The sequence below is a fragment of the Enterobacter cloacae complex sp. 372C4 genome, assembly GCF_050030615.1.
GTDB lineage: Bacteria > Pseudomonadota > Gammaproteobacteria > Enterobacterales > Enterobacteriaceae > Enterobacter > Enterobacter intestinihominis.
Genome location: NZ_JBLGUQ010000001.1, coordinates 373,122 through 388,265, shown reverse-complemented (window position 1 = coordinate 388,265; position 15,144 = coordinate 373,122). Strand labels below are relative to the sequence as shown.

Below are 15,144 nucleotides of genomic sequence, written 5' to 3'. Positions count from 1 at the left end.
TTTCTTGTCCGGATTGCTCTGCATGCAACTACTTCTTCTTGTCTGGCGGCAGTATCGCTGGCCTTTTATCGCGGTGATGGCGCTAAGCCTTGCCAGCGCGGCGCTGGGGATCGGCCTGATTGCCTTCATTAACGTGCGTTTGATCGAAATGGTCGACACGTCACTCTCCGTCCTGCCGGAATTTCTGGGTTTACTGCTGCTGCTGATGGCAGTCACGCTCGGGTCACAGCTGGCGCTGACCGCGCTCGGCCACCACTTCGTTTTCCGTCTGCGCAGCGAGTTCATCAAACGGATCCTTGATACTCAAGTGGAACGCATCGAACAGCTGGGAAGTGCTTCGCTGCTGGCGGGGCTGACCAGCGATGTGCGCGCCATTACCATCGCCTTTGTGCGCCTGCCGGAGCTGGTGCAGGGGATCATCCTGACCTTTGGCTCGGCAGCCTATCTCGCCTGGCTCTCCAGCAAAATGCTGGCGGTAACGGCGCTGTGGATTGTTATTACCATCTGGGGCGGGTTCCTGCTGGTATCACGCGTCTATAAGCACATGGCGGTGCTGCGCGAAACGGAAGACAAGCTCTATAACGATTATCAGACAGTGCTGGAAGGGCGCAAAGAGCTGACGCTGAACCGCGAGCGCGCCGAACATATCTTCAATCATCTCTATATCCCGGATGCGCACGAATATCGTCATCACATTATTCGCGCCGATACGTTCCACCTGAGCGCCGTGAACTGGTCCAACATCATGATGCTGGGTGCCATTGGTCTGGTGTTCTGGATGGCGAACAGCCTGGGGTGGGCGGATACCAACGTGGCGGCAACCTACTCCCTGACGCTGCTGTTTTTACGCACGCCGCTGCTGTCGGCCGTTGGCGCACTGCCGACGCTGCTGAGCGCACAGGTGGCCTTCAACAAGCTGAAGAAGTTCGACCTTGCGCCGTTTAAGGCTGAGTTCCCGCGCCCGCAGGCCTTCCCGAACTGGCAAACGCTTGAGCTGCGTAACGTGACCTTCCGCTATCAGGATAACGCCTTCTCCGTGGGGCCGATAAATCTGACCATTCACCGCGGCGAACTGCTGTTCCTGATCGGCGGTAATGGCAGCGGCAAATCCACGCTGGCGATGCTGCTGACCGGCCTCTACCAGCCGCAGTCAGGCGAAATTTTGCTGGATGGCAAAGCGCTGAGCGCGGAGAAACCGGAGGACTACCGCAAGCTCTTTTCGGCGGTATTTACCGACGTCTGGCTGTTCGACCGGCTGCTGGGCCCGGAAGGGCAGCAGGCGGATCCGGCGCTGGTGGAGAAGTGGCTTGCGCATCTGCAAATGTCACACAAGCTGGAGCTACAGGATGGCAAAATCCTGAATCTCAAGCTGTCGAAAGGGCAGAAGAAGCGCGTGGCGCTGCTGCTGGCGCTGGCCGAAGAGCGCGACATTATCCTGCTGGATGAATGGGCCGCCGATCAGGACCCGCACTTCCGTCGCGAGTTCTATCAGGTCCTGCTGCCGCTGATGCAGGCGATGGGGAAAACCATTTTTGCCATCAGCCATGACGATCACTACTTCATTCACGCCGACCGTCTTTTGGAGATGCGCGACGGCAAACTGAGCGAGCTGACCGGCGATGAGCGCGATGCGGCGTCACGGGACGCGGTGGCGCGCACGGCCTGATTGCAATTGTGCCGGGTGGCCCCCGGCACACTAATTTTTCATATATGCCGTTTTTTTCTCCATCCCGACCCGCCGTTTATTCTTATTTACATATCCCCGCGCTATGCTTAACGCCAACTCATTTAATGGATTTATGATTGATGTCGGTATTAAAGAAAAACAGCGCCAGGCAGCGTGACCAGGAGCGTGCGCGGCTCATCTGGCTCCTGACGACCGATAAAGCGGTCACGTCAACGTTATTGGGTAAGCTAACCCTGGCTGAGCAATATGATGTCGGCACGCTGGCCGACGATATTGCTGAGGTAGGTGCGCTGGTTGCACATTTACCACCTCCGGATCTGGCGGACACCCTGGAGGCATTGCCTTCCGAGGAGCGCCACGCCCTGTGGAGGCTGGTGCAGGATCATGAGCGCGGTCAGGTGCTGCTTGAAGCCTCGGAAAACGTCTGGGATGACCTTATCGATGAGATGAGCGACCGGGACATTCTTGACGCCCTGCAAACGCTGGATATCGATGAGCAGATTTACCTCGTTCAGCATCTTCCGCGCAACCTGACCGGACGCCTGCTGGCTTCCCTGCCTGCCGAGGAGCGGGCGCGCGTGCGTCAGGTGATGCACTACGAGAAAAACAGCGTCGGCGCGATCATGGAGTTTGGCGTCATCACCGTGCGTCCGGACGTCACCCTGGGTACGGTGCAGCGCTATCTTCGTCGCCTGGGCAGTATGCCGGACAACACCGATAAACTGTTCGTCACCTCGCGGGATAAAACCCTGCTCGGGGAGCTGGAGCTGAAAACGATCCTGCTGAACAGCACCCAGCAGCGGGTAAGTGAGGTCATGGAAACCGAGCCGATGGTCTTCTCGCCGGAAGACGATGCCGAAAAAGCGGCGCGTACCTTCGAACGTGATGACCTGGTGAGCGCGGCGGTGGTGGATTCGGTGGGCAAGCTGATGGGGCGTCTGACCATTGATGAGATCGTTGACGTGGTCTATGAAGAGACCGATAACGACCTGCGTGCCCTTGGCGGTATCAGTGCCGAAGACGATGTTCATGCCTCCGTCGGCAAGGCCGTCAAAACCCGCTGGGCGTGGCTCGCCATCAATTTATGCACCGCGTTCGTGGCGTCCCGCGTTATTGACGGCTTCGAACATACCATTTCCCAGCTGGTGGCCCTGGCGTCGTTGATGCCGATTGTGGCGGGGATCGGCGGGAACACCGGCAACCAGACTATCACCATGATCGTTCGCGCCCTGGCGCTGGAAAACATTCAGCCGGGTAATTTTTCGTGGCTGATTTTCAGGGAGATGGGCGTCGCGCTGATTAACGGCCTGGTCTGGGGCGGCATCATGGGCGGCATTACCTGGTGGCTGTACGATGATATGGCGCTGGGCGGGGTCATGATGCTGGCGATGGTGCTGAACCTGCTGGTGGCGGCGATGATGGGCGTGATTATCCCATTGACGATGACCCGGCTGGGGCGCGACCCCGCGGTGGGGTCGAGCGTGATGATCACCGCCATTACCGATACCGGCGGTTTCTTTATTTTTCTTGGACTGGCGACGATTTTTCTTCTGTAGCCAGTGCTTTTTGCTTAAGTCGGGCAGGGAGGATGAACATCATCACAATCCCGCCCAGCACGCCAATCGCCAGGTTGCCGGTGTAAACCGTTGCCACAACCGTCACCAGCATCACGACGGTTTCAGCCACCGGCGCGTTTTTCAGCGTTCCGGGCTGAACGCTATGCCAGCTAAAGGTCTTGACGGCCACAATGGCCATAATACCCGCCAGTACCGCCATCGGGATTTTGGCCATCACCTCGCTGAGCGCCGTAACCAGCACAAGCAATACGATACCCGCCGCAAGGGTGGAGATACGGCTTCTGCCTTTCCCCATCTCCACGTTAACGATGGTCTGCCCAATCATCGCGCAGCCCGCAATGCCGCCGTAGAACCCGGCCATAATATTCCCCACGCCCAGACCGATGCTCTCGCGGCGCTTGCTTGAAGGGGTAACGGTCAGTTCATCCACCAGCTTAGCCGTCAGTAGCGATTCCAGCAGGCCAACAAAAGCGATACTTAGCGCACACGGCCAGATAATGCTCAGGGTTTCCAGATTGAGCGGCACCAGCAGTTGCGTAAAGCCCGGCAAACCGCCGCTCATGGAGCCTTCATCCCCTACCGTTGGCAGGATTTGCCCGCTGGTGACGGTGAACAAAGTCAGCAGCACAATGGCAATCAGCGGGGAGGGCACGCTTTTGATATAGCGTGGCACCCACAGCACAATCAGCAGCGTCAGCACGAACAGGCCCACTATCAGCGGGCTTCGGCTCCAGAAATGGGGCACCTGGGCAAAGAAAATCAAAATGCCAAGGGCGTTAACAAACCCGGTCATCACCGACTGGGGAATAAAGCGCATCAGCCGCGCCATTCCCAGCGCGCCGAACAGGATCTGAATCACGCCAGCCATCACCACCGCGGGCAGAATGTACTGTACGCCGTGTTGATGGACCATCGGGCCAATCACCAGCGCGACGGAACCGGCCGCCGCCGTCACCATGGCCGGACGCCCGCCGAGCAGGGAAAGGGCGAAACAGAGCACCACGGAGGCGATAAGGCTCACTTTCGGATCCACGCCCGCGACCACGGAAAACGAAATCACTTCCGGGATCAGCGCCAGCGCGGTAATCACGCCGGCCAGGGTTTCGCGCATCAGACGTTGAGGCGAACGTAAAACGGTGGCGACATGGCCTTCTTGGGGTACAGACGAGTGAGGTAATGACATAACAATTCGCTGGTAGGGGCAGGCTTCCGTGCGCGCGATCACAAAGTGCAGCATCATAGCCAGGAAAATCGTCGGGTGCCAGCCTGTATGCCAAAACCCTACAAACAATCCATCATTAAATTTCACAATTACAATAATTTCGTAACCTTTAAACAATATTTAAAAGTTGCTACCGTGCCACCGCAGCGTGTTTCACCTGTAATTTCTACGCATCAAGCACTATTCAACTAAGGCATAAATGATGAAAAAAATGACTGCCGTGCTCTTTTCTCTGGCCGTGGGGCTGAACGCCGTCTCGCTGGCGGCGAAGGCTGACGCACCAAAAGAGCAGGAAACGGATGTCCTTTTAATTGGTGGCGGCATCATGAGCGCCACGCTGGGCACATATCTTCAGGAATTAGAGCCGAACTGGTCCATGACCATGGTCGAGCGCCTTGATGGCGTGGCGCAGGAAAGCTCTAACGGCTGGAATAACGCCGGGACGGGGCACTCGGCACTTATGGAACTGAACTATACGCCGCAGAAAAAGGACGGTTCCATTAGTATCGAGAAGGCGGTAGAGATCAACGAAGCGTTCCAGATCTCACGTCAGTTCTGGTCTCACCAGGTGAACAGCGGTGTGTTGCACAATCCGCACTCCTTCATCAACACCGTACCGCACATGAGCTTTGTGTGGGGCGATCAAAACGTCAACTTCCTGCGTGCGCGCTACGCTGCCCTGCAACAGAGCACGCTGTTCCGCGGGATGAAATACTCTGAAGATCACGCTCAAATCAAAGAGTGGGCGCCGCTGGTTATGGAAGGCCGCGATCCGAACCAGAAAGTGGCGGCGACCCGCACTGAAATTGGTACTGACGTTAACTACGGTGAAATCACCCGTCAGCTGGTGGCCTCTCTGAAGAAAAAAGAGAACTTTAACCTGCAACTCAGCTCCGAAGTGCGTGGTTTCAAGCGCAACGCGGATAACAGCTGGAGCGTGACCGTTGCCGATCTGAAAAACAACGAAGCCGAGCATGTGATTAAGGCGAAGTTCGTGTTTATCGGTGCTGGCGGCGCGGCGCTGAAACTGTTGCAGGAGTCCGGTATTTCGGAAGCGGACGACTACGCCGGCTTCCCGGTTGGCGGCCAGTTCCTGGTGTCGGAAAACCCTGAAGTGGTTAACCGTCATCTGGCTAAAGTGTACGGTCAGGCTTCTGTTGGTGCGCCACCGATGTCCGTTCCCCATATCGACACCCGTATGCTGGACGGTAAGCGCGTAGTGCTGTTCGGGCCGTTCGCTACATTCTCTACCAAGTTCCTGAAAAACGGTTCCCTTTGGGATCTGCTGAGCGCGACCACGACGTCAAACGTCAAGCCAATGATGGACGTGGGGCTGGATAACTTCGATCTGGTGAAATACCTGATTAGCCAGGTGATGCTCTCTGATGAAGAACGCTTCGAGGCGCTGAAAGAGTACTATCCGCAGGCGAAGAAAGAAGACTGGCGTCTGTGGCAGGCGGGTCAGCGCGTGCAGATCATCAAACGCGATCCGAAAGAGGGCGGCGTGCTGCGTCTGGGTACCGAAGTAGTAAGCGATAAGGATGGCACTATTGCCGCGCTGCTGGGAGCATCCCCGGGGGCGTCTACCGCTGCGCCAATCATGCTACACCTGATGGAAAAAGTGTTTAAGGACAAAGTATCCAGCCCGGAATGGCAGGCGAAGCTGAAAACCATTATTCCATCCTACGGTACGAAGCTGAACGGTAACGTTGACGCCACGGAACAAGAGCTGGAATACACCAGCCGCGTTCTGCAACTGCAATACGTCAAACCGCAGGCTGCGGATGCTGCGCCGAAGGCAGAGCTGAAGCCGCAGGCGGAAAGCAAGCCGGTGGCGGATATCGCGCTGTAAGCTAAACGCAAAACGGTAACATCCGTTACCGTTTTTCGTGTTTTCTCCCTCTCCCACCGGGAGAGGGTTGGGGTGAGGGCACCAGAACGCACCCTTTCCAGGTCGGGTAAGCGTGAGCGCCACCCGACTTATTTTTAACGAATTACTGCTTGTCCTACCGTCTCATCCGCCTTCCATACGCGATATTTCACATCCACGTTTTCCGGCGTATAAACGACAATCGGCAGCTTGCTGTTATAGCGCAGCAGACTGTTATCACCCAGATAGGCGGTGATAAATTTCTTCTCTTTCTTGCCGTCCGGGCACGCCATCATGGTGGAGACTGGCGAGGTTACTTTGTCGAAGACATAGTAGTCATAACCCCAGCCTTCCAGTGTTTTGCTTTCCAGTTGGCCGCCCAGACGATGCTGGTTGCAGTCCACTTCCAGCGTCTGGCCGATTAACAGCTCGACTTTGAAATTCCCTTCATTCTGCTGAGCCGGGAGCTGAATAACCTGGCGCTTCATCCCTTTGTCCGCTTGCGGATACGGGGCAACTTTTTCCAGCGGCTGCTCTTTTGGGGTTTCGCTGGCGAAAGCGCTGGTGCTCGCGCACGCAGCGGCGATAAGGGCGATGGCAAATTTAGGTGCGTTTTTCACTGTCATTCCTTTTTGTTAAAACGATCCCGGAAAGACTAACATAATGTATGTGAATGGTTGGCGTAATTTACTCACATTTTCATTTTAAACGGAGTAAAGCACTGCTTTTATGCTCTTTTATTGGTGTTTAATGCTGTGGTGGAGTCAGTGCAGAGATCGTGTTATTTTACGCGTTAATTATTGTTATTCATCTGTAAAGGGAGAAGAGATGGTACGGGAAAAACTGAAGACACCTGAAGGCCGCAAGTTCCTGCTGGCGTTACTGGTTGTGTTTATGATTGCTGCTGCATGCGTGGGGCGAGCAACCATTGTCGGCGTGATCGAGCAGTACAACATCCCGCTCTCTGCGTGGACAACCAGCATGTTTGTCCTGCAATCAGCGATGATCTTTGTTTACAGTCTGGTGTTCACCGTCCTGCTGGCGATTCCGCTGGGGATTTTTTTTCTCGGTGGGCGTGAGAAGCACTAAGCATTGTGCATGCGAAGACAGGCAATAAAAAACCAGCCATAAGCGGCTGGTTTTTTTGTGTAGTTTTGGTCGGCACGAGAGGATTTGAACCTCCGACCCCCGACACCCCATGACGGTGCGCTACCAGGCTGCGCTACGTGCCGACGCATAAAAGGAATACTACTCGATTCCTTTTTGATTGCAAGGGGGAAGCAACGCTAACTGATTCATAAATAATCAGTTAGCGATAAAGCGCTTCTCGTCTGTCAGCACCTGCAACAGCAAGCTGAGCTGCGGTTTCTGGTCTTTCAGCTTCTCACCTTCGAGGCTGTACGTCTGGTAATTGCCGTTGCTGTTCAGCACAAGGGACAGCGTCGGCGTGGTCACCACCAGCGTGTTTTCGCCAGCAGCCGTGACCCAGTTATGACGCCGCGTGGCGCTAAAGAGGTCTTGTCCCTGCGAGTATTCAATTGCCGGCGTGCTAACGTGCAGCAGCCGCTGCATTAATGTGGTCATGACGTCTTTATGGTCGGTCAGCATATTGATGCGTTGCGCGGGAGTGCCCGGCCAGTGGATCACCAGCGGGACATGCAGGTTCGGGCGCGACCAGTCCATGCCCTTCGCTTCGTCGCCGAGCGGCACGCCATGCCCCGCCGTGATAATGACGACCGTATTGTCCAGCTTGCCCGCGTCGCGCAGGGCGGTCAGCACGCGAGCGATCTGCGCATCGACATCACCCGCCGCACGGCTATAGCGGCGCGCGAAGCCTTTCTGATTGCTGTCATCAAGATTTGTGCCGTTAAACGCAACCCAGGAGAACCAGCGGTTATCTTCCTGTGCATAGCGCTTCAGCCAGTCTATCCACTGGTCAGCAGTCCGATCGTCAGACTGGCTCTGCGCGGCTGGCAGTGAGAAATCAGACAGCAGCGCCTGGCGGTACAGCGAGCTGTTGAAACCATCAGAGGCGAACAGCCCCAGCTGGTAGCCCTGCTGATTAAGCCCGGTAATCAATGCAGCCGGAATACGGGCCGACAGCACGCCGTCCATATAGCTCGGTGAAATACCGTAGAACAGACCGAAAATACCCGCGTCGGTCGAATTACCGGAACTCATATGCTGAGTGAATACGATGTTGTTCTCAGCGAATTCAGCCAGGGCAGGCATTTGCTTCTCATAGCGAGAATAGTTCAGGCCATCGACGGTAATCAGCAGCACGTTCTGACCGCGCCCCATGTCGCGATATTTCAGATCGCTCAGGGGATACTGCACGCTGACCGCTTCCGGATTACCCTGTTCGACCAGACGACGCTGATACTCCTGCGCGTCCAGCAGACCGTGTTTTTCAAGGAAACGACGTGCCGTCATCGGATAGGAGAGCGGCAGATTCGCGCGCTGCATGGTAATAGGGCGGTAGAAGTTCGCATCTGCCCAGATATACATCAGGTGCGAACCGATAAATGAGGCGAAAAAGAGCGCCGCGACGGGCTTCGCATAATGTCGGCGTCGGGTCAGGCTGCGGAGCTTTTGCCAGCTCCACGTCGCGAACAACATTTCGATCAGCAGGATAATCGGCACGCTGATAAACATCAGCTGCCAGTCGCGGGCGGTCTCGTTCTGATCCGGGTTAATCACCAGCTCCCAGACGACAGGATTCAGGTGCAGGTGGAACCGGGTAAAAACTTCGCTGTCGATAAGCAACAGCGTCATGCCCGCCGTCGCAAGAATGGCGGACAGGAAGCGCATCAGCCGCTGCGACATGACGATAAACGTCAGTGGGAACAGGATCAGCAGATAGGTGGCGAAGACCAGAAAGCTAAAGTGACCAACAAGGCTCATCCACGAGTAGATACGCCCGGTTAACGTGGTTGGCCAGTCCGCCACAAACAGATAACGGCAGCCGAGCACCATCGCCAACAGAATGTTGAACAGGGCAAACCAGTGCCCCCAGCTGACCATCTGGGAGACTTTTTCACGGTAGCGCTGACGATTCGTCACCATAAACTGTTGTTCGTTTCCCTTAGTGTGCCTGGTCGTCGCTAACGGATGACTGCAAAGCCTGGGCGAAAGATTTGGCGATCGCCTGACGCTGAGCCGGAGCAACGCTGGTATTGATCAGGTTGGTAACCATATTTCCCAAAACCATCAGGGAGAGATCGGTTGGCGTTTTATGTTTTTCCAGTACGTTGACCAGCTCACTGAGCAGTTGTTCAACGTGTTCGTCACTGTAGCGGGAATGTTGTGGCATAAATCAAAATCAGTTTGTTGAGAGAAGGGCGACATATTACCGTAGCAACAGCTTTTTTTCCCCTTTTTTATCTTCTGTTGCACACATGCGTTGGTGGTGGTTGAATACCGCCCGGTCTAAAAGGAGAGTTTATCATGAGTCTGGAAATCAACCAGATTGCCTTGCACCAGCTTATCAAGCGTGATGAGCAAACCCTTGAAGTGGTGCTACGCGATTCGTTACTGGAACCAACGCCTACCGTTGTCGAGATGATGGCGGAGTTGCATCGCGTCTACAGCGCGAAAAATAAAGCCTATGGCTTGTTCAGCGAAGAGAGCGAGCTGGCGGATAGCCTGCGCCTGCAACGTCAGGGCGAAGAGGATTTCCTGGCATTCAGCCGCGCTGCAACCGGCCGTCTTCGTGACGAACTGGCGAAATATCCCTTCGCCGATGGCGGTATCGTCCTGTTCTGCCACTACCGCTATCTGGCGGTAGAGTATCTGCTGGTCACCGTGCTGAATAATTTAAGCAGCATGCGTGTGAACGAGCAGTTGGATATCAGCTCAACGCACTATCTGGATATCAACCATGCGGATATTGTGGCGCGTATTGATTTAACCGAATGGGAAACCAATCCGGAATCGACGCGCTACCTGACCTTCCTTAAAGGCCGCGTGGGCCGCAAAGTGGCCGATTTCTTTATGGACTTCCTCGGTGCCAGTGAAGGGCTGAACGCCAAAGCGCAGAACAAAGGTCTGCTCCAGGCGGTGGATGACTTTACCGCTGAGGCGCAGCTGGATAAATCTGAGCGTCAGACCGTGCGTCAGCAGGTTTACAGCTACTGTAACGAGCAGTTACAGGCCGGGGAAGAGATTGAGCTGGAGTCGCTGTCCAAAGAGCTGGCGGGCGTCAGCGAAGTCAGCTTCCAGGAATTTACCGCGGAAAAAGGCTATGAGCTGGAAGAGAGCTTCCCGGCGGATCGCAGTACGCTCCGTCAGCTGACGAAATTTGCCGGTAGCGGCGGTGGGTTAACCATTAACTTTGATGCCATGCTGCTCGGGGAACGTATCTTCTGGGATCCGGCGACCGACACGCTGACCATTAAAGGCACGCCGCCGAATCTGCGCGATCAGCTCCAGCGTCGCACCTCAGGCGGTAAGTAGCGGCCATAAAAAAACCCCGCAGAAGCGGGGTTTTTCTCGACAGGTTTGCGATTACGCGCGAACGAAGTCGATGTGAGACAGTTTTGGCTTGAACGGGTGACGCTGAACAGCCTGAACTTTCACTTTTTCTTCTTTACCGCCAACAACGATGGTCAGAACTTCGCTGTAGAATTCAGCTTTGTTCTGCATGTTCCACACTTTGTCGTGATCCAGTTCGATTGCAACTGGAGCAGCTTCGCCACCGTAAACGATAGCCGGGAACTTGTTAGCGTTACGCAGGCGGCGGCTCGCACCCTTACCCTGCACGTTACGTACTTCTGCTTCGATAGTGAACATTGATTTCTCTCTGTATTTAAAACCCTGCTACAGGCGACCCAGCAGCAGGTGAGTGTTCTGCCTCACGGATGTGAAGCGGGCGGCATTTTATACTCAAATGGCTCGCGCATCAACGAAAAGTCCCGTTAACCGCGCAATTCGTTTGCCCGGCGAAAGCGTCCTTCATAGTCAAAGACCTTCTCACGCACCTGCCAGAACTGCCCTTTTTTACGGGCGACAACAAAATCAGGATGGCGCAGCAGCGCCTGCTGGCGCACGATATCGGCAACGGTTATCCAGCGCAGCGGCACGCCGGGCGTGCGGGTATGCGGGCGGATAAAGAGCTGTTCGAACGCGGTGCGCTGGGCGGGCGTCTGGACCCTGAACCGCTCGCTGACGTCTGCGCCGTCCTCGTCGTAATAGGTAATCTTTAGCCACTCGCCTTTTTCATCCGCACCGGGCTGTAAGACCATGCCGGAACAGCGCAGCACCAGCGCATCTTTCAGTTTCAGCGCCGCTTTCAGCATGTCATCCGGGTCGACCAACACCGTGTCACACTCCCGACAGCGGCGGGCAGCGATATCGTTCTCGGCGTTGCACTGCGGGCAGTTTTTGAAGCGGAAGCGGAAATCACACTGTTCGCGATGGCCTTCATCGTCTTCAAACCAGCCCTGACAGCGGCGGCCAAAATGTTCGATCAGCGTGCCGTCGGCGGTAGTTTTGCCCCAGAAAGTGTTGGCAAACCCGCAGGCCGGACAAAACACCTGTACCGGCACGTTGTCGCTCTTGCCTTTTGGCGTGCCCACTTCCGGGGAGTAGAGATCGTGCGGATTACCGGCATAATCGAGGATCAGACAGTCGGTTTTGCCCGGTGCCAGGCGCAGGCCACGGCCGACAATCTGCTGGTACAGGCTGACGGATTCGGTCGGGCGAAGAATCGCAATTAGGTCAACGTGCGGTGCGTCAAACCCGGTGGTTAATACGGAGACATTCACCAGGTAGCGGAACTGCTGGGCTTTGAAAGCCTCAATCAGGCTGTCGCGCTCCGGCCCGGGGGTTTCACCGGTAATTAACGCCGCGTCGTTGGTGGGCAGAAGCCCCGTGATTTCACGCGCGTGTTCGACGGTAGCAGCAAAAATCATCACCCCTTTGCGCGTTTGCGCAAACTCTTCAATCTGGCTGATGATATGCGGCGTGATCCGCTTCTGTTTTTTCAGCTCATGGTTAAGATCCGCCTCGCTGAACAGCCCGTTGCTCTGCGCCTGTAAGCGGCTGAAATCGTACTGCACGACCGGCATATCCAGCCGCTCCGGTGGCGTCAGATAGCCATGCTTGATCATGTAGCGCAGCGGAAGCTCATAGATACAGTCGCGGAACAGGGCCTTTTCATCGCCACGCACCATGCCGTGATAATGAAACTGATAAATCCAGCCCTTGCCCAGACGAAATGGCGTGGCGGTCAGGCCAAGCAGGCGTAAGTGAGGGTTCACCTCTCTCAGATGAGTGAGGATTTGCTGATACTGGCTGTCGTCGTCATCGCTGATGCGGTGACACTCATCGACAATCAGCAGGGAAAACTCGCTGCGAAACAGGTCCAGGTTGCGCGCAACGGACTGTACGCTGCCAAACACCACTTTCCCGTGGCTCTCTTTGCGCTTCAGCCCGGCGGCAAAAATATCGGCCTCCAGGCCGAGCGCGCAATATTTGGCGTGGTTTTGCGCCACCAGCTCTTTTACGTGCGCCAGCACCAGCACGCGCCCGCGAGCCAGGCGCGCCAGTTCGGCAATCACCAGGCTTTTACCGGCTCCGGTCGGGAGCACGATGGCGGCGGGTTCCCGGTGCTTGCGAAACCAGGCGAGGGTGGCATCAACGGCTTCTTGCTGATAGGGGCGTAGTGTGAACGTCATGGCTTCTCTATTCAGTTAACTCGCATATAGTATGCCACGAAACTTTTTCCCTTGAGTGGCGCAACCAGACCATTATACTGAACTGTTTCTGACTGCTTCTTTTTCGGACGCGTAGTCCGACTTCCAGCACCATTAAGGCTAAAAAGATTTCATGCGACTTGATAAGTTTATCGCTCAGCAACTCGGCGTAAGCCGCGCTATTGCCGGGCGTGAAATTCGCGCCAGCCGCGTAACCGTGGACGGCGACATTGTGAAAGACAGCGCTTTTAAACTCCAGCCTGACCACCAGGTGGAGTATGACGGCAACCCGCTGACCCAGCAGAATGGCCCGCGCTACTTCATGCTCAACAAACCGGAAGGTTACGTCTGTTCAACGGACGATCCGGATCACCCGACGGTGCTCTACTTCCTCGACGAACCTGTGGCGCACAAGCTGCATGCGGCAGGGCGACTGGATATTGATACCACCGGCCTGGTGCTGATGACCGATGACGGTCAGTGGTCGCACCGCATCACCTCCCCGCGCCATCACTGTGAGAAAACCTATCGGGTGACACTTGAGTCGCCGGTCTCGGATGACACGGCAGAGCAATTCGCGAAAGGCGTTCAGCTACATAATGAAAAAGATCTGACCAAACCGGCGGTGCTGGAAGTCATTACCCCAACGGACGTCCGTCTGACCATCAGTGAAGGCCGTTACCACCAGGTGAAACGGATGTTTGCCGCCGTGGGCAACCACGTTGTGGGGCTGCATCGTGAACGTATCGGCGCGATTGAACTCGATCCAGACCTGGCGCCAGGGGAATATCGCCCGCTGACGGAAGAAGAGATTGCCAGCGTCGGGCTGCTTTCACGCTAAATTCAGGAGAACCCTGTGACCACCAGGCCACACTCGTCGTTTAAAATCGTATTTATCCTTGGCCTGTTGGCCATGCTGATGCCGCTGTCTATCGATATGTATCTGCCCGCGCTGCCAGTGATTTCCGCGCAGTTTGGCGTACCGGCAGGCAGCGCACAGATGACGCTCAGCACCTACATTCTTGGTTTTGCGCTCGGCCAGCTCTTTTATGGCCCAATGGCAGACAGCCTGGGGCGCAAACCCGTTATTCTGGGCGGGACGTTGATATTTGCCGCGGCGGCGGTGGCCTGCGCGCTGGCGCAGAGTATCGATCAGCTGATCGTGATGCGTTTCTTCCATGGCCTGGCTGCGGCTGCGGCAAGCGTGGTGATTAACGCGCTGATGCGCGACATCTACCCGAAGGAAGAGTTCTCACGCATGATGTCGTTCGTCATGCTGGTCACAACCATTGCGCCGCTGGTCGCCCCCATGGTAGGCGGGGCGGTGCTGGTGTGGTTCAGCTGGCATGCGATTTTCTGGATCCTGGCGATTGCCGCGCTGCTGGCCTCGGTGATGATCTTCGTCTTTATCGATGAAACGCTGCCGGTCGAGCGCCGTCAGAAGTTTCACGTCCGCACCACGCTTGGCAACTTTGCCTCGCTGTTTCGCCATAAGCGCGTGCTGAGCTATATGCTGGCCAGCGGCTTTAGCTTTGCCGGGATGTTTTCGTTCCTGAGCGCGGGGCCGTTTGTGTACATCGAACTGAACCATGTGTCACCCCAGCACTTTGGTTACTACTTCGCGCTGAATATCGTGTTCCTGTTTGTGATGACCATTATCAACAGCCGCTTTGTCCGGCGGGTCGGGGCGCTGAATATGTTCCGCGCCGGGCTGTGGATCCAGTTCGTGATGGCTATCTGGCTGGTATTGAGCGCGTTGCTGGGCGTCGGTTTTTGGGCGCTGGTGGTGGGCGTGGCGGCGTTTGTTGGCTGCGTTTCGATGGTCTCATCCAACGCGATGGCGGTGATCCTCGACGAATTCCCGCATATGGCGGGCACCGCCTCGTCGCTGGCAGGGACGTTCCGGTTCGGGATTGGCGCGATTGTCGGGGCGCTGCTCTCAATGGCGACGTTTAATACTGCCTGGCCGATGCTGTGGGCGATTGCCCTCTGCGCGACTTGCTCCATCCTCTTCTATCTTTACGCCAGCCGGCCCCGTAAGACGGCGCATAAATGAGCACTTAAGGCCCGAAACGGGCCTTTTTGTTGACCCA

The 15,144-nt window shown here is 56.1% G+C and carries 13 protein-coding genes and 1 tRNA gene; 7 read left to right on the top strand and 7 right to left on the bottom strand.

What is annotated here, in order from left to right; translation table 11 throughout:
* Positions 1 to 22 precede the first annotated feature (22 nt).
* A complete protein-coding gene (locus ACQG11_RS01890) occupies positions 23 to 1,666 on the top strand; it encodes a multidrug ABC transporter permease/ATP-binding protein (RefSeq protein ID WP_003859392.1) in 1,644 nt (547 codons plus the stop codon).
* 140 nt (positions 1,667 to 1,806) lie between these two features.
* On the top strand, positions 1,807 to 3,243 hold the full coding sequence (gene mgtE, locus ACQG11_RS01885) for a magnesium transporter (protein WP_006811337.1): 1,437 nt from the start codon (positions 1,807 to 1,809) through the stop codon (positions 3,241 to 3,243).
* Here mgtE and ACQG11_RS01880 read toward each other — a convergent pair.
* Positions 3,206 to 4,501, bottom strand: coding sequence for a SulP family inorganic anion transporter (locus ACQG11_RS01880; RefSeq protein ID WP_032624810.1), 1,296 nt, complete (start codon positions 4,499 to 4,501; stop codon positions 3,206 to 3,208). The genes mgtE and ACQG11_RS01880 overlap by 38 nt on opposite strands.
* A gap of 187 nt (positions 4,502 to 4,688) precedes the next feature.
* Between ACQG11_RS01880 and mqo the strand changes: the two genes are divergently transcribed.
* The gene (gene mqo, locus ACQG11_RS01875) at positions 4,689 to 6,338 is read left to right on the top strand and encodes a malate dehydrogenase (quinone) (RefSeq protein WP_423397582.1); all 1,650 of its coding nucleotides are present in this window, start codon (positions 4,689 to 4,691) and stop codon (positions 6,336 to 6,338) included.
* A 134-nt stretch (positions 6,339 to 6,472) separates the two neighbouring features.
* Here mqo and eco read toward each other — a convergent pair whose 3' ends face one another.
* Positions 6,473 to 6,982 carry a serine protease inhibitor ecotin gene (gene eco, locus ACQG11_RS01870; RefSeq protein ID WP_395029021.1) on the bottom strand — a complete coding sequence of 170 codons (510 nt, stop codon included), beginning with the start codon at positions 6,980 to 6,982 and terminating at the stop codon, positions 6,473 to 6,475.
* Positions 6,983 to 7,184: 202 nt separating this feature from the next.
* Between eco and ACQG11_RS01865 the strand changes: the two genes are divergently transcribed.
* On the top strand, positions 7,185 to 7,445 hold the full coding sequence (locus ACQG11_RS01865) for a DUF2534 family protein (RefSeq protein WP_006811332.1): 261 nt from the start codon (positions 7,185 to 7,187) through the stop codon (positions 7,443 to 7,445).
* A gap of 66 nt (positions 7,446 to 7,511) precedes the next feature.
* On the opposite strand, the gene ACQG11_RS01860 is transcribed toward ACQG11_RS01865, so the two are convergent.
* From ACQG11_RS01860 to ACQG11_RS01850, 3 genes are all read right to left on the bottom strand, one after another.
* A tRNA-Pro gene (locus tag ACQG11_RS01860) sits at positions 7,512 to 7,588 on the bottom strand.
* Positions 7,589 to 7,661: 73 nt separating this feature from the next.
* Positions 7,662 to 9,422 carry an LPS biosynthesis-modulating metalloenzyme YejM gene (gene yejM, locus ACQG11_RS01855; protein WP_022648735.1) on the bottom strand — a complete coding sequence of 587 codons (1,761 nt, stop codon included), beginning with the start codon at positions 9,420 to 9,422 and terminating at the stop codon, positions 7,662 to 7,664.
* A gap of 19 nt (positions 9,423 to 9,441) precedes the next feature.
* Positions 9,442 to 9,669 (bottom strand): YejL family protein, encoded by a 228-nt coding sequence (locus ACQG11_RS01850; RefSeq protein ID WP_001135586.1) that lies wholly within the window; start codon positions 9,667 to 9,669, stop codon positions 9,442 to 9,444.
* A gap of 134 nt (positions 9,670 to 9,803) precedes the next feature.
* On the opposite strand from ACQG11_RS01850, the gene yejK reads away from it, so the two are divergent.
* Positions 9,804 to 10,811, top strand: a complete 1,008-nt coding sequence (gene yejK, locus ACQG11_RS01845) for a nucleoid-associated protein YejK (RefSeq protein ID WP_017693031.1) — start codon at positions 9,804 to 9,806, stop codon at positions 10,809 to 10,811.
* A 51-nt stretch (positions 10,812 to 10,862) separates the two neighbouring features.
* Here the strand turns inward: yejK and rplY are convergent, their stop codons facing one another.
* Both rplY and ACQG11_RS01835 read right to left on the bottom strand, forming a co-directional pair.
* Positions 10,863 to 11,147, bottom strand: coding sequence for a 50S ribosomal protein L25 (gene rplY / locus ACQG11_RS01840; protein ID WP_022648733.1), 285 nt, complete (start codon positions 11,145 to 11,147; stop codon positions 10,863 to 10,865).
* A 125-nt stretch (positions 11,148 to 11,272) separates the two neighbouring features.
* Positions 11,273 to 13,033 carry a DEAD/DEAH box helicase gene (locus ACQG11_RS01835; protein WP_022648732.1) on the bottom strand — a complete coding sequence of 587 codons (1,761 nt, stop codon included), beginning with the start codon at positions 13,031 to 13,033 and terminating at the stop codon, positions 11,273 to 11,275.
* A gap of 151 nt (positions 13,034 to 13,184) precedes the next feature.
* Between ACQG11_RS01835 and rsuA the strand changes: the two genes are divergently transcribed.
* Both rsuA and ACQG11_RS01825 read left to right on the top strand, forming a co-directional pair.
* The gene (gene rsuA / locus ACQG11_RS01830; RefSeq protein ID WP_022648731.1) at positions 13,185 to 13,892 is read left to right on the top strand and encodes a 16S rRNA pseudouridine(516) synthase RsuA; all 708 of its coding nucleotides are present in this window, start codon (positions 13,185 to 13,187) and stop codon (positions 13,890 to 13,892) included.
* A gap of 15 nt (positions 13,893 to 13,907) precedes the next feature.
* Positions 13,908 to 15,107: a Bcr/CflA family multidrug efflux MFS transporter gene (locus tag ACQG11_RS01825; protein WP_022648730.1), complete on the top strand. Its 1,200-nt coding sequence runs from the start codon at positions 13,908 to 13,910 to the stop codon at positions 15,105 to 15,107.
* Positions 15,108 to 15,144: the final 37 nt, after the last annotated feature.